General features: G+C 59.1%; 17 protein-coding genes. 6 read left to right on the top strand and 11 right to left on the bottom strand.

Translation table 11 applies throughout. The features are described 5' to 3' along the window. Window positions 1-4: 4 nt before the first annotated feature. From YP76_RS23945 to YP76_RS23930, 4 genes are read left to right on the top strand one after another with little or no spacing between them, the layout of a single operon-like run. Entirely contained in the window at window positions 5-1,114 is a 1,110-nt protein-coding gene (locus YP76_RS23945) for a glycoside hydrolase family 68 protein (RefSeq protein WP_046765912.1), read from the top strand. A gap of 3 nt (window positions 1,115-1,117) precedes the next feature. After that, window positions 1,118-2,047 (top strand): ROK family protein, encoded by a 930-nt coding sequence (locus YP76_RS23940; RefSeq protein ID WP_198147586.1) that lies wholly within the window; start codon window positions 1,118-1,120, stop codon window positions 2,045-2,047. Further along, window positions 2,044-3,216, top strand: a complete 1,173-nt coding sequence (locus tag YP76_RS23935; protein ID WP_046765911.1) for a serine hydrolase domain-containing protein — start codon at window positions 2,044-2,046, stop codon at window positions 3,214-3,216. Before YP76_RS23940 ends, YP76_RS23935 begins: the two co-directional genes overlap by 4 nt. A gap of 12 nt (window positions 3,217-3,228) precedes the next feature. After that, the gene (locus tag YP76_RS23930) at window positions 3,229-4,170 is read left to right on the top strand and encodes an alpha/beta hydrolase (RefSeq protein ID WP_046765910.1); all 942 of its coding nucleotides are present in this window, start codon (window positions 3,229-3,231) and stop codon (window positions 4,168-4,170) included. An 877-nt stretch (window positions 4,171-5,047) separates the two neighbouring features. On the opposite strand, the gene YP76_RS23925 is transcribed toward YP76_RS23930, so the two are convergent. The 11 genes from YP76_RS23925 to YP76_RS23875 form a co-directional block, all read right to left on the bottom strand. Continuing rightward, window positions 5,048-6,505, bottom strand: a complete 1,458-nt coding sequence (locus tag YP76_RS23925; protein ID WP_052757567.1) for an NAD(P)/FAD-dependent oxidoreductase — start codon at window positions 6,503-6,505, stop codon at window positions 5,048-5,050. A 56-nt stretch (window positions 6,506-6,561) separates the two neighbouring features. After that, window positions 6,562-7,743 carry an MFS transporter gene (locus YP76_RS23920; RefSeq protein WP_157035869.1) on the bottom strand — a complete coding sequence of 394 codons (1,182 nt, stop codon included), beginning with the start codon at window positions 7,741-7,743 and terminating at the stop codon, window positions 6,562-6,564. A gap of 424 nt (window positions 7,744-8,167) precedes the next feature. Beyond that, window positions 8,168-9,634 carry an APC family permease gene (locus tag YP76_RS23915; protein ID WP_198147585.1) on the bottom strand — a complete coding sequence of 489 codons (1,467 nt, stop codon included), beginning with the start codon at window positions 9,632-9,634 and terminating at the stop codon, window positions 8,168-8,170. Between the two features lie 303 nt (window positions 9,635-9,937). Then, entirely contained in the window at window positions 9,938-10,441 is a 504-nt protein-coding gene (locus YP76_RS23910) for a hypothetical protein (RefSeq protein WP_157035868.1), read from the bottom strand. A gap of 112 nt (window positions 10,442-10,553) precedes the next feature. Beyond that, window positions 10,554-11,174 (bottom strand): flavin reductase family protein, encoded by a 621-nt coding sequence (locus YP76_RS23905; RefSeq protein ID WP_046765906.1) that lies wholly within the window; start codon window positions 11,172-11,174, stop codon window positions 10,554-10,556. A 108-nt stretch (window positions 11,175-11,282) separates the two neighbouring features. Continuing rightward, window positions 11,283-11,762, bottom strand: a complete 480-nt coding sequence (locus YP76_RS23900) for a c-type cytochrome (RefSeq protein ID WP_052757566.1) — start codon at window positions 11,760-11,762, stop codon at window positions 11,283-11,285. Then, the gene (ndpB, locus tag YP76_RS23895) at window positions 11,759-13,228 is read right to left on the bottom strand and encodes a (S)-6-hydroxynicotine oxidase NdpB (protein WP_084733334.1); all 1,470 of its coding nucleotides are present in this window, start codon (window positions 13,226-13,228) and stop codon (window positions 11,759-11,761) included. The genes YP76_RS23900 and ndpB overlap by 4 nt, the downstream gene beginning before the upstream one ends. Window positions 13,229-13,267: 39 nt before the next feature. Beyond that, window positions 13,268-14,668: an aldehyde dehydrogenase family protein gene (locus YP76_RS23890; protein ID WP_017181812.1), complete on the bottom strand. Its 1,401-nt coding sequence runs from the start codon at window positions 14,666-14,668 to the stop codon at window positions 13,268-13,270. Between the two features lie 104 nt (window positions 14,669-14,772). Then, window positions 14,773-16,017, bottom strand: coding sequence for an NAD(P)/FAD-dependent oxidoreductase (locus YP76_RS23885; RefSeq protein ID WP_232307705.1), 1,245 nt, complete (start codon window positions 16,015-16,017; stop codon window positions 14,773-14,775). Between the two features lie 114 nt (window positions 16,018-16,131). After that, window positions 16,132-16,554 (bottom strand): RidA family protein, encoded by a 423-nt coding sequence (locus YP76_RS23880; protein ID WP_046765903.1) that lies wholly within the window; start codon window positions 16,552-16,554, stop codon window positions 16,132-16,134. Window positions 16,555-16,605: 51 nt separating this feature from the next. After that, window positions 16,606-17,745 carry a tyramine oxidase subunit B gene (locus YP76_RS23875; RefSeq protein ID WP_025547105.1) on the bottom strand — a complete coding sequence of 380 codons (1,140 nt, stop codon included), beginning with the start codon at window positions 17,743-17,745 and terminating at the stop codon, window positions 16,606-16,608. 820 nt (window positions 17,746-18,565) lie between these two features. Between YP76_RS23875 and YP76_RS28000 the strand changes: the two genes are divergently transcribed. Beyond that, window positions 18,566-18,844, top strand: a complete 279-nt coding sequence (locus YP76_RS28000; protein WP_124810772.1) for a hypothetical protein — start codon at window positions 18,566-18,568, stop codon at window positions 18,842-18,844. 100 nt (window positions 18,845-18,944) lie between these two features. Further along, a complete protein-coding gene (locus YP76_RS23870; protein WP_046765902.1) occupies window positions 18,945-19,652 on the top strand; it encodes a TetR/AcrR family transcriptional regulator in 708 nt (235 codons plus the stop codon). Window positions 19,653-19,682 lie beyond the last annotated feature (30 nt).

The following is a 19,682-nucleotide window of genomic DNA, read 5'->3' as shown; positions in this document are numbered from 1 at the left end:
CGGTATGACAAACCTCACTTTCTGGACCGCAAATCATGTCGCTGCACTTACAGATGGGGATGTTTCTTGCACCGCGCGGATAGCCGTTCAGGATGTCATTCCCATATGCGATGAGCTGGGCATCTGGGATGCCTGGCCGATCCAACATGTAGACGGTCATCCATATCGCCTGCCCGAAGGCCGGGAGATATGGATGGCGCTAGGTGCGCCGCGTTTCGATGACCCGGACGACCGCCATGGTCATGCACGTATCCACCTGATCCTGCGGGAAGCTCAAGGCTGGCGTCATTTGGGTCCGGCAATGCCGGAAACCTTTTCCCCCGGTAGCCGGGAATGGTCGGGCTCCGCCGTTGTGGGCGATGACGGAATGACGGTGACGCTCTATTTCACGGCAACCGGCAGGCGGGGGGAGGCAATCCCATCCTTCGAGCAACGCATCTTTTCAGCCGAGGCGACACTCGACGGAGTGTTTGGCGATCCCCGTCTTATCGACTGGCGTGGGCTGCGGGAAATCGTCGAGCGGGACCCAGCGCATTACATGAGCACTCTTCAGGGGCCCGCCATTGTCGGCCAGATCAAGGCGTTTCGCGATCCCGCTTTCTTTCGCGATCCGATAGGTGGGAGCGACTATCTGTTCTTTGCCGGTTCGTGCGCCTCTTCCCAGTCCAGCTATAACGGCGTGGTTGGCGTTGCCGTCGCGGATAAGGCAGCACCAACGGGATGGTCCACGATTTCGCCCGTCATCAGCGCCGACGGGCTTAACAATGAACTGGAACGCCCACATGTCATCCATCGCGACGGTTTTTATTATTTGTTTTGGTCGACACAGAAGCATGTGTTCGACCCTGCAGGTCCGGTAGGCCCCACCGGCCTTTACGGCATGGTTTCGGAGCATTTGCTGAAGGGATGGCGGCCGATTAACGGCACCGGACTCGTGTTCGCGAACCCGCCTGAAGCGCCTGCACAGGCCTATAGCTGGCTTGTGCTGCCTGATCTCTCGGTCACCAGCTTCGTCGATGACTGGCGGGTAGATGGGGACCGGAGCTTTGGTGGAACTTTCGCTCCCTTCGTGCGCCTGAAGCTGCAGGGCGATAACGCGTCACTGGAGGGTTGAGCAATGGTGCGTGACGAAATCGTCGCTGGTGTGGAACTAGGCGGCACCAAAGCGGTGATGATGCTCGCGCGCGGACGAACCGTGATTGCGCATGCGAAGTTTCCTACTTTTGAACCTGAAAAGACGCTGCCCCAGTTGCGCGGGCAGTTGGACGCCTGGAAGGCCGAGCATGATTTCGCGGCGCTTGGCATCGCATCCTTTGGACCGGTGCGGGTCGACCCGTCAGCATGCGACTATGGGAGCATGCTGGCAACGCCCAAGCCACGCTGGTCGGGCGCCCCGATCGCAGGCATTCTGGCGCATGATCTTGGCCTTCCCTGGCGGATCGAGACAGACGTGAACGCCGCCGCAATGGCTGAATGGAATTGGGGCGCGGGCAGGGGTCTGGACAGCCTGTGTTACCTGACGCTGGGTACGGGCGTCGGTGGCGGCATCCTGATCGACGGTCTGGCGGTGCATGGCGCGCTTCATCCCGAAGTTGGACATTTGCGCCTGCGTCGCGCCGTGGGCGATGGCTTTACGGGTGTCTGCCCCTTTCATCACGATTGCGTCGAAGGACTGATATCCGGCCCGGCACTGCACGCGCGTTTTGGGCGAAGTGCCGAAGAGGTAAGCGAGGATGACCCTGTCTGGGCCAATGTCGCGTATGACCTTGCCGAACTGATCGGCGCGATCGTCCTGACCGCAAGTCCGCAAAGGATATTGATCGGCGGCAGCATCGGCTTGGACCGGTCCTTCCTGCTTCAGCAGGTGCGCGCGCTGTTCGTCGAAAGGCTGGCCGGATATTTGCCGCATATAAGTGCAGCGGCAGCGCAGGCCTTCATCTCGAATCCGGAACTGGGCCATGAGGCAGGCCCCTTGGGCGCGATCGCTGTGGGATATGCCGCGCTGGACCATGCGTTGTCGGCAACGAAAAAGGTAGATTGTGTATGAACTCGCCTATCACAGTGGAGGGCTGGGCCGATCCCGCCTTCAACACTTGTCTTGACGCCTTCCGGTCGAACTTCGGCCAAGACGGGGAACTTGGTGCGGCCTGCGCTATCTACCATAATGGCGAACCTGTATTGGATGTGTGGGGCGGCGCGGCGACCGCTGATGGAGGACAACCATGGCGCCGGGATACGGTGGCGCCGGTCTTTTCCGTGACGAAGGGCGTGGCGGCGCTTTGCGTGCTGGCTCAGGTGGATGAGGGGTTGATCGACCTGGATGCGCCAGTCGCGCGCTACTGGCCTGAATTCGGTGAGCATGGCAAGGATCGTGTCACAGTCCGCCAAGCGCTTGGCCACCGTGCAGGCGTCCCGGCGATCAGCGGCGCTATCACTCTGGAGAACCTTGCCGATCCTGCCGCCATGGCAGCGCGGCTGGGCAGCGAGCCGCCGATATTCGACCCCAACACCGCGCATATCTATCACCCTATCACGATCGGGTGGATCACCAGTGAACTGGTGCGCAGGGTAACGGGTCTGTCCGTTGGCCAATGGCTGCGGAAGCATGTTGCCGAGCCCCTGCAGCTTAATCTCCAGATCGGCAGGCTGCCCGCCGATAACTCTCCTGTCGCGCGGTTCATGGTGCCCCCGGAACGGGACTCGCCGGAGCTCGAGGCGGATAGTCTGGCCGCGCGGGCGATTTCGCTGAGCGGATTGATGGAGCCACGCCTGAGCGGACTTGCCAAGGGGATGAATGATCCGCGCCTTCAGGCTGTGGAACTGGCTGGTGCGAACGGCTTGGCCGACGCGCGATCGCTTGCGCGTCTATACTCTGCGGTCGTGACCGGCGCAGAGGGCATTTCGCTGCCCTCCATGGCTTGCGTACGGGACGCCCGCACCCCCATTTCCCAGGGGAAGCAGTGGATGACAGACTTTACGGGGCCGACCTGGGGCGCGGGATTAATGCTGCCCTGGGCCGTGCAACCGATGCTGGGTGAAGGATCCTTTGGCCATGACGGGATGGGCGGGGCACTCGCCTTTGCCCATGAACCCTCCGGCATCAGTTTCGCCTATGTCCGTAATCGAGCGGGCATAGCCAACATCGCAGATCCGCTCGTCTATCGCGTCGTCGGCATCCTCGCCGATAAGCTCGGCATCACCATTCCCACTTTCTGACGGAGTAAATTCATGCCCCTTGATCCCATGCTGGCGCAGCTCATTTCCCAGATTCCCGCGGTCCCTGAAGGACCGGTTGATTATCCAGCGGTGCGGGAGATGGCAAACAGCATGATCCCGATGATCGTAGGCCCGGACGGGACCATAGAAGTGGGTAAGGTGGAAGATCTGGGGTTGGTCGGCACGGGCGGGCCGGTGCCGCTACGCGTCTATCGTCCGATCGGTGATGCCCAGGGCACGCTGCACTATGTTCATGGCGGCGGCTGGGCAGTCGGCAACCTCGCAACGGTTGATCACACCGCGCGCAGACTGTGCCGCGATCTGGGGATGGTCGTCGTGACGAGCAGCTACCGGCTTGCGCCCGAACATCCTTTTCCGGCCGCGTTCGAAGACAGTCTGACGGCGGCGCGCTGGGTTTTGCAAAACCGGGCGGAACTAGGCGGAGCAGGCTGTCCGGCGATAATTGGTGGCGATAGCGCCGGAGGCAATTTGGCTGCCGCAGTTTCCATCGCCCTGCGCGACAGCAATGATGGAACGGGGGTCTTCGACTGCCAATTGCTACTTTATCCGGCCGTCGATCTTCGTCCCAACAGGGAATATGCGTCGCGGGTAAGGGACGCGGATCCGACGCTGGTGGCAGGTAATCTGGACATGTATGCCGCAGACTATGCTGGTGCTGCGGATCGCTCGAATCCCCTTATCTCGCCACTGGCGGCCGATAGCCTATCTGGACTGCCGACCGCGCTAATCGTTGTATTGAGCGTGGATCCGCTGCGGGACGAGGCGATCGCTTATGCCGACCGGCTTCGCGATTCAGGGGTGATGGTGGAGGTCATGGAGTTCGACAATTTGACCCATGGATTTGTCCACTTCGCCGGTATCATTCCCGCGACCGCCGTGGCAACGCAACAAGTGGTCGATCGGCTGAAGGCATTGGTAAAGGGCCAGTCTTGAAACGGACCGCGAACTCCCGCAGGCTTTCGGACTTGGAAACACGCGTATAGTCTCGCGTCATATGGCGGCTTTAACGCGGCGACTCCAAAACGTTGATGCATTGGCTCATATTGGTGGAAGCAAAAACTCGGCATGTTTGATACCGGCTTCAATTGGGTGGGCGCATAGGCCAGGGACATCGCAGAAATCCTTGCCTCCAGATGACCTCGGCCTTGTAGAGGCCGTGCGGAGCAGGGCCTACAGGACGAAGCTTGCTGCCGTTGAAGAGCAGACCTTCGAGTCCACGATCGGGCGAGGATGAGCGTCTATCAAGGCAACATAGACGAAGTTCGCCCAGATGTGAACGCACGTAGTCGACAACCCATAGCGCAATAGGTCCGCTGGCGTGAAACTCGCGGTTGACCTTGTCGAGTGGGCGTGGCGCCTGGGGAGTCATCGCGCCACTGCAGGCGACTTAAAACTTTAATAGGTTTGCGATCAGACGTCATCAGTATGTGAAAATGTAGTCAATTGAGCAAGGCGAGACTGCAGTCGAATGGCGAGCGAATTCCTGACTGGCTTACCTACTTTAATCTTACGCCACGTGTTGTAGCTAATCCCAAATCTGTCACTCAACGCTTCGTCTGTTTGACCAGTAAGAAGTCGCTCCATATCACGAACAACAGATTCACCAATTATAACTTGACCTCTCATAGTATATTTCACTCATTATTTAGTAACGAGACATATAAGAATGATCTTGCGAGAACATCCACGAACCAAGATTTCGATCCACCGAGCTTCGAGGAGCAGCTATGGATCAAGATGGTAGGTGAAGTGAGCGTTCGGTGTGGTGACCTTCGACTGCCTTCGTGCGCGGGGGTAGACCCGGTGATTGTCATTTTAGAAAACCGCCCTCCGGATCATCGAAAATTGAACCCCGAAGCTGCTTGCGTACCTTTCGCTTCATGAGTGACCAAGTCGCCTGTTTTCCCAGGTAATCAAGGGGCCAAGCGGGCCACCGCTGCGGCTTGCGATTGACGATCCAAAAATCGGTCAGATCACTATGGCGACCGGCGAGCATGTCTGCGACGGTCTGCCCATGTAAATGGTTGATGGCGAGCCCATGGCCCCAACAACCACCGATGTAGATCACGCGCTCGTCACCGACATTCGTGAGGTGAGGCACCAGGTCGCGCGTCCCGGACATGTGCCCCCCCCAATTATGTGCCAGTCTGACATCTTTCAGCGCAGGAAAGATAGCCTTCAAGTGAGCAAGCGACACCTGACCCCCCTTGGCGCTGACGGTTGGCTCCATTTCGGTTCGCGTCGGATGGCCGCCATAATAGATAAAGTAGAACTGGATCCGCTTGTCCGCAGTGGGTGCCATATAGTGGAACAGATCGAGTGAGCTTTCGATCGCATTGCCCTGTTTCCATCCGATCGACGCCCATTGTTCGTCGGACAAGCGCTCAGTCACTGCGCCGCGCGCGAAAACCGGAGCTTGATACCGGTCGAGCTCCCTGCCGAGCGGTCCTTGTAGCTGGTGGGTGAATGCATTGGTCGCCAGTACGACCTTGCTCGCCAAGATCGTTCCCCTCGGCGTCGTTACCCGTACCCCGCCGGGCGTCCGCTCCAGATGAGTCGCTGGCGTGTTTTCATACACTGCAACCCCCGCTGCCTCCGCAATCCGCTTTAGTTCACGCACTTGTTTGCAGGGATTCAGCAGACCTAGATCGGTGTCGGCGATTGCGGCCTTAAAATGGGTATTTCTGTTGTAACTGGCCTGCACTTGACGGGCATCAAGCCAGGTTATCGTATCAACACCGACCTTTTGGTAAGCAGAGTACAGATCGTGAAGATCATCGACCCATCTATCATCAAAAGCAACACGCATCAGTCCCGGAGAACGATAGTCACTGTCCAGACCATTTTGTTCGATAATCTGGCGAGTGTAAGCAGTCGCGCGACGACAATATGCGAAGGCCGCCGCAGACCGTTCCACACCGTATTTCTTGTGGATGGCCAACTGACTCATTCCAAATTGCGGCATGATCCAGCCCGCCGCTCGACCGCTGGCGCCGAAGCCTATAATTTCGCTTTCTATCAGGACCACCGAGCCCAGACCGTCCTTGGCGCAGTGCCAGGCCGATGAAAGTCCCGCGATGCCGCCGCCTATCACGAGAATGTCGCATCGCACGTCGGCATCCAGGTCCGGATTCGCGGCGTAACTTCCATAATCGCGTATCCAGAAGGACTTGCCGGCGTGCGGGGGCGACGAGGGCTTCAATTGCTCATCTGTGCCCGACGCCGGATGCGGCAGATCGTGGCCAGAACCGGGAGTTTGATTGTGCATCCTTACCTACTCCAACTATCAAGCCGGGCCGACATCATATTTGCGCAAGCCATGGTTCAGGAGGCAACAGGCACCCGTGCCGCATCGCTCGGCCGTCGCGTTGCGAATATCACAATCATCGCAAACGCAGCTGCGACCGGGAAGGGCGCGACGAGGAGGACGATGCTCAGCGAGCCTTTCGCGACCAACGTCGCACCGATGGCGGGGCCTATAGCCTGCGCAGCCACGTTCATGATATAGATCATGCGGGTGAACTTTTCATCCGGGTCGTTGTCCGCAACGAGTGACATATAATAGGTCAAGCCCAGGCCCCAGGCGGACAGGTAGGCTGCGAATGCTATCGTATAAGAGAACACTGTCGTGGAGTCGTACAGTGCCCAAATGGCGCCGAAGAACAATAGGGTAGTCAAGGCGATCCACTTAAGGCGGCCTCCTGCCACGCCGACAATTGTCGGGATCAAGACGGCTACTATCGACAAGATGTAGCTGAACGCGGCGGCCTTCGCCACCTCGGCCGAAGTAAGGCCATTGGCGAGGCCGACCCTTTCCGTAAAGCCGGAAACTATGTTTGCCCCAACGGCAAAGAGTAGCAAGCCCACCAGCGCGATCTTTCCGAACGCTATGGTGTCAAGCCGGGTGCCTTCCCTATCAGAGATCCCTGGATCACCGGTGCCGCCGCGCAGGTCGGCGGGAAGCAGAAGCGACAGAAGCACAGCGGCGCCAATCCAGAGCGCGCCCGATGAAAGGGCTGCCCCATGGCCAATATCCGCACGTAAGGCATCAAGCAGCCAGATTGCGGCGGCCGACAGCAACAGCGAGATGGCCATCCCGGCGCCGAACGCGCGATCCGGAACGGTCGCTCGAGCCATGATGCATGCACATACGGTCGTCAAAAGCACCACGCTCAATCCCGACGCGAACCGGATCAGGCAGAGCATCAAGTAACTGTCCGCCAAACCAGTCACCGCATTAGCGATCGTGGCCACGATTGAAGCGCCCAATATGAGCGACCGCCACGGCGCGCGTGGCATCAGGATGAAGCCTAGCACGGCGCCCACGACGCCGCCGGCCTGGTCAATCGTTTGAACGAAGCCCGCTTGGCTCAGGCTGATGCGCAACGAATCGACGTACATGCCCACGAAGAATGGCGCCACATCGATCAGAATGAGTGATAGAGCATAGAGGGTACACGCGATCGCCAACGTAGTTCGAGGATGTTCACCAAGTCCGCTCTTCACGCTCTATTCTCCTGATGGCAGCCTGTTCGCAGAGTGAGATCGTCCTATGATGCCCTCGACGCAGAAAGATCGCAGGCTGGGAAGCTTATCACACGCTACGAGGCTCACAAGAATAATTCGTCAATCGAATATTTATCAGTTCATCGGGTCAAGCGCCGCCCGGGAAAAGGAACCCAAGTTTAGCGCTGAGGTGCGTAGGTTACGAACAAGCGTCGCCGAGGTTGATGGAGATACCCAGCCAGCGTCGATTGGTCATGCTGCCCACCGACGGCAGCATAACGCATCAGCCGTCTCTGCGCGGGCGACGATTTCGAACGCCCTGTGCGTCAGCGCTGGATCGCCAGGATGCCGTTACAATTAGCATCTTTCTACACCAAACGCATGAGAAGGTGCAGCGATTGCGGTCGCTGCACCTTGGAGGTTGTCAGGGATGGTCTTTAAGAATGGCAGCGAAACGCGACGGACGGTAGCGACGAAGCCAAAGCGCGAAGCCGATGCCGACGACCATCGCAACTGGAATACCGATAGGGATCCGATTGACGACAGGATTACTATTACCGCTAAGATACTCGAAGTTTTCAAAGGCAAAGTATAGCGCGCCCAGCAGGCCGATAAACGCCAGTGCGGGTGCGATCACGTGCTGCCAGAGCTTACGTTGCGGATGGTCCCGGAAGTAGGAGATGACCGCAAGGCTGGTCAGCGCCTGCATGAACATAACGCCAGCCGCGGCGAAGCCGAGCGCCACCAGTCCAAGTCCCAGCATCGGGTGCAGGCCAAGATATGCGGCTCCAACGATGACTATGAGCGAGATGCCTGATACGGTCAGACTGGCCATGGTCGGTGAACCATGAACGGGATGCGCACGGCCGAGCACGAGCGGAAGGCAACCTTGGCGGCCAAGCACAAACATGTAGCGGGCAGCCACATTGTGCATCGACAATACGGTAGCGAACATGCTGGTGATGACCGCGACCTGCATGATCGTGGTGAATCCGCCGCTGATGAATTTGTCGCTGAGCTTGAAGTAGATGAGGCCGACGTCGGACTCCGGTATGCCCTTGATGTTATCAGGTCCCACCCCGCCAACGGTGATCCACGACGTCACGAAATAGAAGACACCGATGGCGCCGATTGCGAGATAGGTCGCCCGCGCAACAGACTTCTGCGGAGACTTGGCCTCTTCCGAAAAAAGCGCCGCGGACTCAATTCCGAAGTAGCATGTAAAGGCGAGCAAGATCGCAACGCCGGGCGCACCACTGGCGAGGCCACCGATATCCAATGACTGGATTGGAAATGCGTCTGTGCCGAGCTTGTCGACAAGGGCGGCGTCGAAGAACAGCAGGAGAATGAACTCGATAAGGATTACGATTAGCACAGCTCGAGCGCTGAAATCAATCTTGCGCAGACCGAATAAGCCGACGATGACCCAAGCTGCCAAGGAATAGGTTACCCAGTCCAAGTCATAGCCCAGCAAGGCCTGCACCGTGGTATGCATGATGAAACCCAGGTAACTGAAGCCGCCAGGCACAAACATCGTGTAGGAAACAACGGCCACGCACGCCGCGCCCATACCCACCACCGATCCCAGACCGCGCGCGATATAGGCATAAAAGGCGCCACCCACCAAAACCTCGCGGCTGATCGCCGAGTAGCCTACGGCGAACAGCGCTGTAACCACCGTCGCGATGACGAAGGCCAGCGGCAGGGCAGTCCCGCTGCCGAACACAAGCGCAACCGGCAGAACACCGATCACGCAGGCTAGAGGCGCGACCGCAGCAATGACAAATACGGCCAGCCTGAATGTGCTGAGCGTGCGCGGCAACGCAACGGGCTCGGCTCCACGGGGAGGAGGGACGGCTATTGATGCAGTGTCAACTATGGTTTGTGTCATCCCAATCTCCCGAAATTCTTTTCGTCTCGCATGGCACCGGATGGCTGACGGTGACCGTTGGCTACAGAGCGCAAGTGCCGCGACCATAATTATTCATCTGCATAAATGCAATCGCCAAACTTGAACCTGTAACATGCGTGGAAAAGGAAGCGCGAATGGGCCTTCCTGGCTAACTTTGTTCGCCGATACGGTGTGCCAGGAACTGGCCTGATTCAAAAGAATAGCCCCGGTCTCGCGCCTTCATAAAGGCGCAAGCCGGGGCAAAGTTATGCGATACCAGGAACACTGGTGGGGAACATAAAGCTATTTTGCGAAGTCACCAGCCTGCCACATTTCGCGCACTACGCGCCAACCGAGCGGCGAACGCTTCAGCACGAAGAGCTGACGGATCGTCTCTTCCTTTTTGGTCTTGGGAGTCGGCTTGCATTTCAGCACGGCGAATACCGAAGCAAGGTCGCCCGATGCCACAAGCGAGTCTTGCACACTAAATTCGCAGCCCTTGTTTCCATTCGGACCCAGATAAGCGAACCAATCGTCAAGCGCGGTGACGGCATCTTTGATACCGCGCCTGGGAACGGCATCCCCTTCACCCGTGATGATCACGTCTTCAGCATAGAAGCGCTTGACCAACTCGGTGGTCGACAGACCATCCCGATTTGCTTTGTCCTGACTAGCGAAGAACGCGCGGAGTCCTTCCGTGATTTCCGCGTCCGAATTAGTAGTGCCCATGTCATGGGCCATGGCACCGACTGGCGTGAGACAAAGGGCGGATAATAGGGTCAAGCCCGCTTTGAAGTTGAGAGCCATAAGACCTCCCCGATGATGATTGGTGGATACAGCAGTTATTAGCCATTTGGATAATAATGCCGGTTGTGCCTTTGTCAACGTGCCACCATCCTACGCAAGGACCAAAAATCTTCTAACCCGTAGGGCGCTTCATGGTGAAGGCGGCTGTCGAGCCGATCTCAAAATAGTCCGCGGCATAGCCGGCCCTCAACACGATCCCGGCAGAAGCGGTGTCGAACAGCCCGTCGTGCAGAAGCGCGCGATCGATGTGCACGCCGACGATCTCGCCAAGGGTCAGCCAGGCCGAGGTAGGGCTACCCGCGGCATCGGTCAGCCCCCTGATGTCGATCAGGCGGCACTCCAGAGCCACCGGGGTTTCCGCAACGCGCGGGCACTCGATGATCGTGCAATCGGCCGACTTTAGGCCTGCTTCTTCAAATTCATCAACGCTCGGCGGCGCGGGTCGCGAGCTGATGTTCATCGCCTCGGCATGGCGCCGCGTGACGAGGTTGCAGGCGAAAACCCGCGTTTCGCGGATGTTGGCCAATGAGTCCTTCTCGCCAATGCTTGAGAAGCCAATGATCGGCGGCTTGTCACAGAGCATCGAGAAGAAGCTGTACGGCGCAAGATTGGCCACTCCCGCAGCCGATCGGCTCGATATCCAGCCGATCGGCCGGGGGCCAAGGATGGCGCGCAACGGATCCCGGGTCAGGCCATGTCCGGCACGAGGTTCGTAGAAATGCGTGTCGTGCATGTGCTGGTCCGCTTCGTCGGATGAGATGGGTAGCCGGTGTCGCGCGCAGCCCGACGTGCAAATCGGCTCCGGTCGGCACTTGGCGCCACGGGAGCGAAATGGCGCGCCCTATCTCGAGCCGGTGCTTGCCAGATAAGCGACCACGGCCTTTCGATCGGAACCCTTGGCCAGGCCTCCGAACGCCATGGCGGTGCCCGGATAAGCTTCCATCGGGTTCTTCAGGAAAGTGTCAAGCTTCTCGGGCGTCCAATCCCCCTCAGCCTTTGCCAAAGCCTGGGAGTATGGATATTCTGCCGCGCCACCGATTTTGCGGCCAAGCACCCCAGCGAGGGCGGGACCGGCCGGGGACGGCGCCCCAGCCTCTGCGGAGTGGCAAACGGCGCAATTGCTGAAAACCTTCTTCCCGGCCTCGACCTCCGCAGGATTGCTCGCCAGGGCAGAATAGTCCGCGGAGGCGGACAGTGCGGGGGCGGTGTTTCCGTCCTGCTTGTTTCCGTCGGCCGTCGGGTTCGAGCATGCAGCGAGCGCGCCGAGGCACAACGTCGCGCATGCCGTCAAACGACGGTACCTCAACAACCGGTTGATCATTGTTGGTTTCCCTTCTCGAGCAACTGCGTCACCTCACGGCACGCACGAATACCACTTTCGACAGCGCCGTCGATATAGGCGTGCCAGCCGTCCGCCGTCCCGGAACCTGCGAAGAACATGCGGCCTTCCGGCTTCGCCATGTCCTTATACTTCTTGAACCATCCCGCCCGGTAGGCAGGCCACGCCTGCTTGGAAAACGGGTCCTTGACCCAGTTATAGGGTGCGATGTCGGTGATCTCCGCAGTCGGATGGATCTTGCGCAGTTCGGCGTTGACGGCGTCCTGGTCGTTGATGTCGAGGAGGGATTGGCGGCCAAGGGTCGCCTTCAGGATCGTACCCACCGTGTCGTCAGACTCCTCGGTCTGGATGGCGTTCAGGGGATTGGGATCGTCGCAGAAGGCGAAGGTGTTGCCGATATTCTGCTTGATGCGCATATACATCGTCGCGCCGTCGCAGATGTCCCCGTTCTTGATGAATGCGCGCTTCTCTGCGGAGAGGCCCGGCTTGAATTCTATGTCCGGATAGACCTGGGTCGGCAACGTGAAAAGCACCGCTTTTGCCTCGACCATCTGTCCATCGGCAGTACGCAGCGTGACGCCTGTCGCGGTGGTCTCCACCTGCTTGACTACGGTGCCGAGCCTGACGTCGGCCTTGCTGTCGTCGAGGATCGCTTTCGCGAGTGCGGCAGTGCCGCCATTGGCGATGTGCCAGTGCTTTTCTGAGTCTGTGAAGGTATATGGATCCCAGGCCGCGAGTGCGGCCAGCTTCACGAAGCTCATGGCGCTGAACGTGTTCGTGGGGGATCCCGCGTAGAGCACCAGCTCCGCGTTCAGCGACGCGCGCTGGATAGGGTCAAGGTCGAGCTTTGCCATCCTCGCGGCGGCCGAAATCTCGTCCAGCTTGGCAACCTCCGGGTTGGCGAAGGGCGAGAAGGGTTGCGGGAAAAGGGTCCTGGCGCCTTCGCAGAACTTCTTGAACGCGTCGTCGTAGCCAGCGTCAAAACGTGCCGGTGGCACATCGTGCACCTTGCCATCGGCAGTCATCACATAGGCCTTGTCCAGGTTGCGCAGCGGCACTTCCTGGAAGCCGAAGCCGTAACGCTGCATCTCGGCGAAGACATGCGGCTGTAACCAGTGCACCGACGAGCCGCCCAATTCGATCTGGCGACCAAGGAATTTACTTGTGAAGGTACGGCCACCAATGCGCGGACGCGCTTCGAGGACCACTACTCGCCAACCCTGGGCAGCCAGTTCGCGGGCGGCGGTGACACCGGCGTAACCAGCACCAACGACCACGACATCGTAGGGACCTTCGTCCTTGCCGTCACGCGCTTCCCGGTTCGGGTTTTCCTTGGCGCAGCTGACCAGCGCGATTGAGCCCGCAGCCGCGGCGCCGAATTTCATCAGCGATCGCCGATCCAAGTGTCGATCGTCCATTGGCTCGTCATTGTCCTGATGCGTAGTCATGCTGCTCCTCTTTGGCTTCCGGTGCCGCTATCGCGAATGCTATCCTGCGGCATTGATCACTTGTAATCGGGTGTATTCGTACACCCCCTCAATCCCGCCTTCCGAACCAAGACCGGACTGCTTTACGCCCCCAAACGGGATATCGGGATGGATGGCGATGTGCTGGTTGATCCAAACGCTGCCCGCCGTGATGCCGCGAGCAAGCTGCCGCGCGCGATCGATGTCCCGCGTCCAGATGGAGGCGCCCAATCCAAAAGCGCCCTCGTTGGCACGCGCGATCGCGTCCGCCTCATCCGTAAAGCGCAGTAGCGGCACGACGGGGCCGAATTGTTCGTCGGTAACCAGCGGAGCCTGATCGTCGAGATCGGCAATGATGGTCGGCTCGATGAAAAAGCCTGGTCGATTGGCGACGTGGCCGCCGGTCAGTACCGTGCCGGATGCTGCTGCCTCTTCGATCATGCCGCGCACCTTGTCGAACTGCATGCGGTTCTGAACAGGCCCGAGCGTTACGCCGTCCTCGTCGCCAGCCCCCATCCTGATTTCGCGTGTGGCGGTCACGAACCGCTCCCTGAAATCATCATATATCTGGTCGGCGACATAGAGGCGCTTGGGCGCTGCGCATACCTGGCCGGCATTGAGGAAGGCGGTGGCAGCGAGGCCCCGGGCCGCCGCCTCGACATTAGCATCCGCCAGCACGATGGCGGGATCGTTGCCGCCTAGTTCGAGAGTAACGCGCTTCATATCGTCCGCAGCGCTTCTCAGAACGGCCTTGCCGGTGTTCGTGGAGCCGGTGAACGAAACCTTGGCGATGTCCGGGTGCCCGGCCAGGCGCGCACCAAGGTCGTTGTTGTCAGCAACGATATTGAACACGCCACGGGGGAAAATGTCGGCGGCCAGACGGCCCAGTTCCAGGGTTGTCAGAGGCGTGGTCGCCGCAGGTTTGAGGACGATCGTGTTTCCGGTAATGAGAGCGGGCGCATATTTGTTGCTCGCCAGGATCATCGGGAAATTCCACGGCGTAATACCGGCCACGACACCAAGCGGGCGGCGCTCGACCTCATAATCGCCCGTGGGGTGGGTTCGCGTCTCGGCCTTCAGCTCGACATTCGCATAGAAACGGATGCCGCGGATCGTTGCCTCGACCTCGAAACGGGCTTCGCCATAGGGTTTGCCCTGCTCCCTGATAAGGAGGTGCGTAAAGCTATCCGTCTCGTTTTCGAGGCGCTGCGCGAACTCCAGCAGGCACGCACGGCGCGTTTCCCAAGGTGCCGCCGCCCATGCCGGGAACGCACGCGCCGCAGATGCGACCGCTTCGTCGATCTGCGCCCCATCGGCGGCGTGGGCCTGGGCGAACGGTTCGCCCGTCGAAGGATCTATGACCGGGATGATGCGCGCACCATCCACCAGCTGACCATCTATGAGCATTTTGTAGGCGTTCATTGCGGCTCCTGTCCTCTCGATAGTGGGTCCAACAAGTGGTCTTTATGATCTTCGGCCTGATTTTGCGGAAGCCGACCCGCTAATCGTTTCGGATGGACCGATTGCTAAGATGCTGCGAACCGCCCGAACCGATAGGGTGACGGATCTATTATGGGGTCGGCGCCCGTTATCAGGTCGGCCGCCAGTTCACCCGCCGCAGGCGAGGTTCCGAAGCCATGACCTGAAAAGCCCGTGCAGACGGTCAGCCCGGGGATGCTGCTCACGTGATCGATGACTGGCGTTGAGTCCGGGGTGACATCCACGGTTCCTGCCCACGTCTGGACGATTTCGGCCTGCTCGAATACGGGCCAGGCTGCACTCAGAGCAGCGAAAGCTTCACCGATTGCGCGTTGATCGATCGCCGGATCTTTTGTTCGGACACGCTCAAAGGGTGAACGGGCATCAGGTTTCCAGCGGCGAGGAAGGGCCAGATCCTGAAAGAATTCGCGCCCGATCGACACTCGAAGATACCGCCCTTGGGTCTTCAGGGAGGAAATATATCGTTGGCCGATCAAGAGATGGTCAAGCGTGATCGGCGCCTTTACGGCACTGCGCTGGGTTACGATAAAGCCGCCATCCGCATGTTTCCGAAAGGAAAAGTCCGGCCCTCCCACGGCAATCTCGGTCGGCCCCTCCATCGGAGCGGTGCGGGCCACCGACACAGTAAGCGGCAAAGTCGGAAGATCGACGCCCAGATTACCCAGGAAGCGCCGCGACCACAGGCCGCCCGCCAGCAAAACGGCATCGCTGCGGATCTCGCCATGCTCTGTCACTGCACCCGTGACACGACTGCCAGAAAGGACGAGCGAGCGCACCGCACAGTTTTCGAGTATGATCGCCCCCTTGGCGCGTGCGGCGCGCGCGATCGCGTAGGCGGCTAGCGAGGGCTCGGCACGCCCGTCCGACGGCGTATAGATGCCCCCAGCCCAGTCGCCGCGTCCGCCAGGAACGAGGTGATCGATATCCCGCAGGGTGAGCAGACGAGAATCCAGATCGCACTGCTCGACGGATTGTAGCCATTTCTCGTGGACATGCATTTCCGCCTCGCTTTTAGCGAGAAAGAGAATGCCGGCCTGCCGATAGCCTACATCGGAACCGACCCGCTCTGCCAATCCAGCCCAAAGCCGGTCTGAAGCGGCAGCCAGCGGCACGTCGGCCGGAGCGCGACTGGTCTTGCGAATCCAGCCCTGGTTACGGGACGACTGCTCCCCCGCTACCGACCCCTTTTCCAGGACAACCACCTGAACACCGCGCTCGCTGAGCGTGAGCGCCGCTGTCAGCCCAACGATCCCACCCCCGATAATGACCACGGAAGCGGATCGCGGAAGCCTGTCGCTAGTTGTTATGGATGCGGTTGGCGATTCCACCTGGCTATCCTTCATACATATATATACCCGCCGCCGATGGAGCGACGACGACGTGGGTCAGATCGACAGTCGTCGGGTTTCCACCTTACCCTTCGAAGCGCCCCGGAATGCGGTCACTTCGATCTCGACCTTGTACACGTTCGAACTAAGTGGAGGACACGTCAATGTCATCGCCGGATCGACGCCGCGGAAACGTTCCCCTACCTTGGCCATGACCGCTGGTACGTCGGCCGGGTCCTGGATGAAAATGCGGGACGCAACCACGTCGCCAAGGCTTGCTCCGACCGCGCCAAGCGCGCGCTCGATGTTGGCTATCACCTGTTCGGTCTGTTGGGTGACATCGTCCGGTATCTCCTGCGTTTGAGGATTGCGGCCCGCGGTGTTGGAAACGAATATCAAGTTATCGACCGCTACCAGTCGCGAATAGCTCGCCAGATCCTCATATCTTGAGCCGGTCTTGAGTTTTACGACGTTAACCATTTGTCCTCCGACTAAGTAGCGCGGCCGATCTGGCCGAATACGGATTATGCATCAGCGCAGAACGGGCGTTTCCCAAAGGTTCAGGGATTGCCCGATGTTGCGTTCGATGGCGTTTCGATAAACGATCGTGCCCCAGGCGACGTCCTCAACCGGCATTCCGCCCACCGACATGATGATGATCTCCTCATCATTCGTCCGGCCCGGGGCCTCTCCAGCGACGATGCGACCCAAATCCTCGAGATCCTCTTTGGCCATCCGGCCTTCGGCGATCATGTCCATGAACTTTACGCCAATGACGGGCACCACATTGTGCGCAGGCTTTGGCAACTCTTCAAACCAGGCTTCATAGAGACCAGTATTGTCCACGACCTTACGAACTTCCGGAGCTTCCATGTCACTGTCGATCTCACAGCTGGATGGCATAGCCAGGAAAGCGCCGGGCTTGACCCATTCACGTTTGACAAGAGGATAGGTCGATGGGTCGCCGGACAGACCGGTGTTGCAGTAGGTGACGATGTCGGATTCGCGAACCGCCGCCTCGATCGTATCGACCACCTCGATGTTCGCGATCTGGGGCATGTCGGATTTGAGCCAGGCGAGGAAGCTATCGATACTGGATTTGCCGCGCCCTTTGATCTTGATCGTGTCGATGTCGGGACAAACGGCGCACAGAGCCATGAGCGTGGTCTTACCCATGACGCCGGGGCCGACAAGGCCGACCACTTTGGAGTCCCGACGCGCCAGATGGCGAGCCCCGACGCCGGGAATGGCGCCGGTCCTGTACGCTGACAGGAGATTGGCGGACATGAAGGCAAGAGGCGCACCCGTGTCTGCGTCATTGAGCACGAACATCAGGATAGACCGCGGCAGGCCTTTCTCACGATTTTCAACGTTCGATCCATACCATTTGACGCCGGCTGTACGGAAGCGACCGCCAAGATAGGCGGGCATGGCCATGAAGCGGCGGTCGGCAGTCGCCTTCGGCATGTCGGGGAAAGGAGACTCCTTTGGAAACAACACCATCGCGCCATGGGAGTCATTATTGGCACCCGCCATGCGATAGTCGCCGTGCCACAAGAGCCCGAACATCTCCTCCATCGTATCGACGCAGGTCGGCATGTCGGTCACACCCGCTGCGATCATGTCGCTCTCGGATAAATAAACAAAATCTATCTTTGCCGGGCTGGCCATTGAATCTTCTCTCCAGAATATTATTCAAGTCAATAATAAAAAGATCGGGTCGTCGTCGGTTTGAACAGTGTCCCTGCGTCGGTTCTCCGAGCCGGTATCTACCCGGCCAGACTGCTTCTCCACGCTCGATCGCCGGATACTGCGAACATGCCTTTAGTCCTATATTAAGAGAGCCTGGCTTTCCGTGCCGATCAAATCTGCTCAGCTGATTTTCGACCAGACGGGCTCCACATATGCGCTGAGCTTTCCCGGGTAAGTTCATCCGAACGATGTTATTTCAGGCAGGGATATCTCGCGCTAGACTCTCTCAGATTTCCGGATTAATTCTACAGATGCAAAATTATTGGTCAAGTCAAGAAAGGCGGCTCTGCTCGGTCGAGAGGGCAGGGCGCATATACCTCGTTTCGAGCGGTTTGTTTTTGTTGTCGTAGGGCTTTCCTGGGCGGATAGTCGATGCGTCGTTTCGGCGATCATCTGGAGCCATGCGCGAGGGGCGAAGGAGATCGACGGATGCTGAGCGAAGGCCAGTTGATCGATCGCAAGTGCAGATTTTTCCCGTTATTTACGCCACTCGATGCCTCCGACTGCTTCGCAATGGGGCCATGGCGGCCACCTTGCTCCGTGCATCACGCCCGGCTTACTGCCCAGGTCGCCTCAAGGTCGAGCAATACCACGACATGATATCCTGACGGTTGCGCGCAACAAAATCGAGAATATAACGTTGGCGGCTCGGGCTAAACGGCGAGATAGTAAAGAGTTTCATCTTGTAATATTGCAGGTGTAGAATTAACGCGCGTCTGGGCAGCATAGGAGGTGGCGGTTGAAGGCCCATCGCATCGGAAAGACCGTAGCGAGTTGGAATGTGACGACGAGGGCGGGAACAGCTGCTGCACGCCGCAGCCGCGAAACGATACCGACCGGGCGTCGTGCGTTAGCTTCGGCGCGAGTGCGCCCGCCGCTGCCCACCTTCCTCGTCGGTCGTTACAACATCAATGCTATGGTTCTGGCGGCGTATGCGCAGATGCTACCCCACCTGTCCATTCCAACAATGGACAGGCAAATTGACCATCGGCGAAATCGCGGAGATATTATTCAGTGACTGGACGTGACGTTATCCAAGGACGTGGACGAGCTCGGCTTCTCGCAAGCCTGGTACTTGCCCATGCGATTCAGAAATCTTGATGTTGGAAGCGGTGAGAATGGAAGCTGAAGCGCAGGCCGCGGCCGCTCCGGAAAAAAAGACGGAAGCTACAGAAAGGCGGCGTAAGCCTGGTCGGCCAAGGAAGGACGGCAACCATCGCGAGACGATCCTCAACAAGGCGGAGATCGCCTTCGCAGAAGGGGGCTATGCGGGCATCAGCATCCGCGATATCGCCGAGCGGGCGGGCGTTAACCAGGGGTTGATCCGCTATTATTTCGAGAGCAAGCAGCAGCTGTTCGATGAGGTTTATCGTCGTCGCGGCGGATTGTTGTCCGGACGCCGTCACGTTCTGCTGGATCAGCTTCTTGAAGGAGGAAAACCGTTAACGGTCAAGGCGATCGTCCGCGCTTATCTTCAACCACAATGGGATCTGAAGTACAGCGGAGAGGCGGGGTCCGCCTTCGTGCGCCTTCAGGCCCGTCTGCACGCCGAGCCGGAAGAGCATGCGCTGAGACTGCGGCGGGAGGTCTACGACGCCTCAGTCAAGCGGTATGTCGATGCGCTGGCGAAGGTGCTCCCCGACATTCCCAAGAGAACCATCGGCCTGCGCATGGCGTTTCTCGTGGGGACATATCTCTTCATGCTGAACGATCTCGGCCGCATTGAGGACCTGACTGAAGGTGAGATCAGGCATATTTCCAAGGACGAGATGCTCGACCACATGGTCGAGTTTCTCGCTGCGGGCATCCAGGCGGCCGTGCCATAAGCGAACGCTGGCTGGGCTATATGCCCGGCC

This window comes from Sphingobium chungbukense (genome assembly GCF_001005725.1).
Taxonomy (GTDB): Bacteria; Pseudomonadota; Alphaproteobacteria; order Sphingomonadales; family Sphingomonadaceae; genus Sphingobium; species Sphingobium chungbukense.
The sequence above is the reverse complement of the archived record's forward strand: the minus strand, read 5'-3'. Positions and strand labels throughout refer to the sequence as shown.

Excerpts from the sequence above, each read along its gene's own strand:
- YP76_RS23945 (WP_046765912.1), top strand. The coding sequence starts at position 5 with ATGACAAACCTCACTTTCTGGACCGCAAATCATGTCGCTGCACTTACA.
- YP76_RS23940 (WP_198147586.1), top strand. The coding sequence starts at position 1,118 with ATGGTGCGTGACGAAATCGTCGCTGGTGTGGAACTAGGCGGCACCAAA.
- YP76_RS23935 (WP_046765911.1), top strand. The coding sequence starts at position 2,044 with ATGAACTCGCCTATCACAGTGGAGGGCTGGGCCGATCCCGCCTTCAAC.
- YP76_RS23930 (WP_046765910.1), top strand. The coding sequence starts at position 3,229 with ATGCCCCTTGATCCCATGCTGGCGCAGCTCATTTCCCAGATTCCCGCG.
- YP76_RS23925 (WP_052757567.1), bottom strand. The coding sequence starts at position 6,505 with ATGCACAATCAAACTCCCGGTTCTGGCCACGATCTGCCGCATCCGGCG.
- YP76_RS23915 (WP_198147585.1), bottom strand. The coding sequence starts at position 9,634 with ATGACACAAACCATAGTTGACACTGCATCAATAGCCGTCCCTCCTCCC.
- YP76_RS23910 (WP_157035868.1), bottom strand. The coding sequence starts at position 10,441 with ATGGCTCTCAACTTCAAAGCGGGCTTGACCCTATTATCCGCCCTTTGT.
- YP76_RS23905 (WP_046765906.1), bottom strand. The coding sequence starts at position 11,174 with ATGCACGACACGCATTTCTACGAACCTCGTGCCGGACATGGCCTGACC.
- YP76_RS23900 (WP_052757566.1), bottom strand. The coding sequence starts at position 11,762 with ATGATCAACCGGTTGTTGAGGTACCGTCGTTTGACGGCATGCGCGACG.
- ndpB (WP_084733334.1), bottom strand. The coding sequence starts at position 13,228 with ATGACTACGCATCAGGACAATGACGAGCCAATGGACGATCGACACTTG.
- YP76_RS23890 (WP_017181812.1), bottom strand. The coding sequence starts at position 14,668 with ATGAACGCCTACAAAATGCTCATAGATGGTCAGCTGGTGGATGGTGCG.
- YP76_RS23880 (WP_046765903.1), bottom strand. The coding sequence starts at position 16,554 with ATGGTTAACGTCGTAAAACTCAAGACCGGCTCAAGATATGAGGATCTG.
- YP76_RS23875 (WP_025547105.1), bottom strand. The coding sequence starts at position 17,745 with ATGGCCAGCCCGGCAAAGATAGATTTTGTTTATTTATCCGAGAGCGAC.
- YP76_RS23870 (WP_046765902.1), top strand. The coding sequence starts at position 18,945 with ATGGAAGCTGAAGCGCAGGCCGCGGCCGCTCCGGAAAAAAAGACGGAA.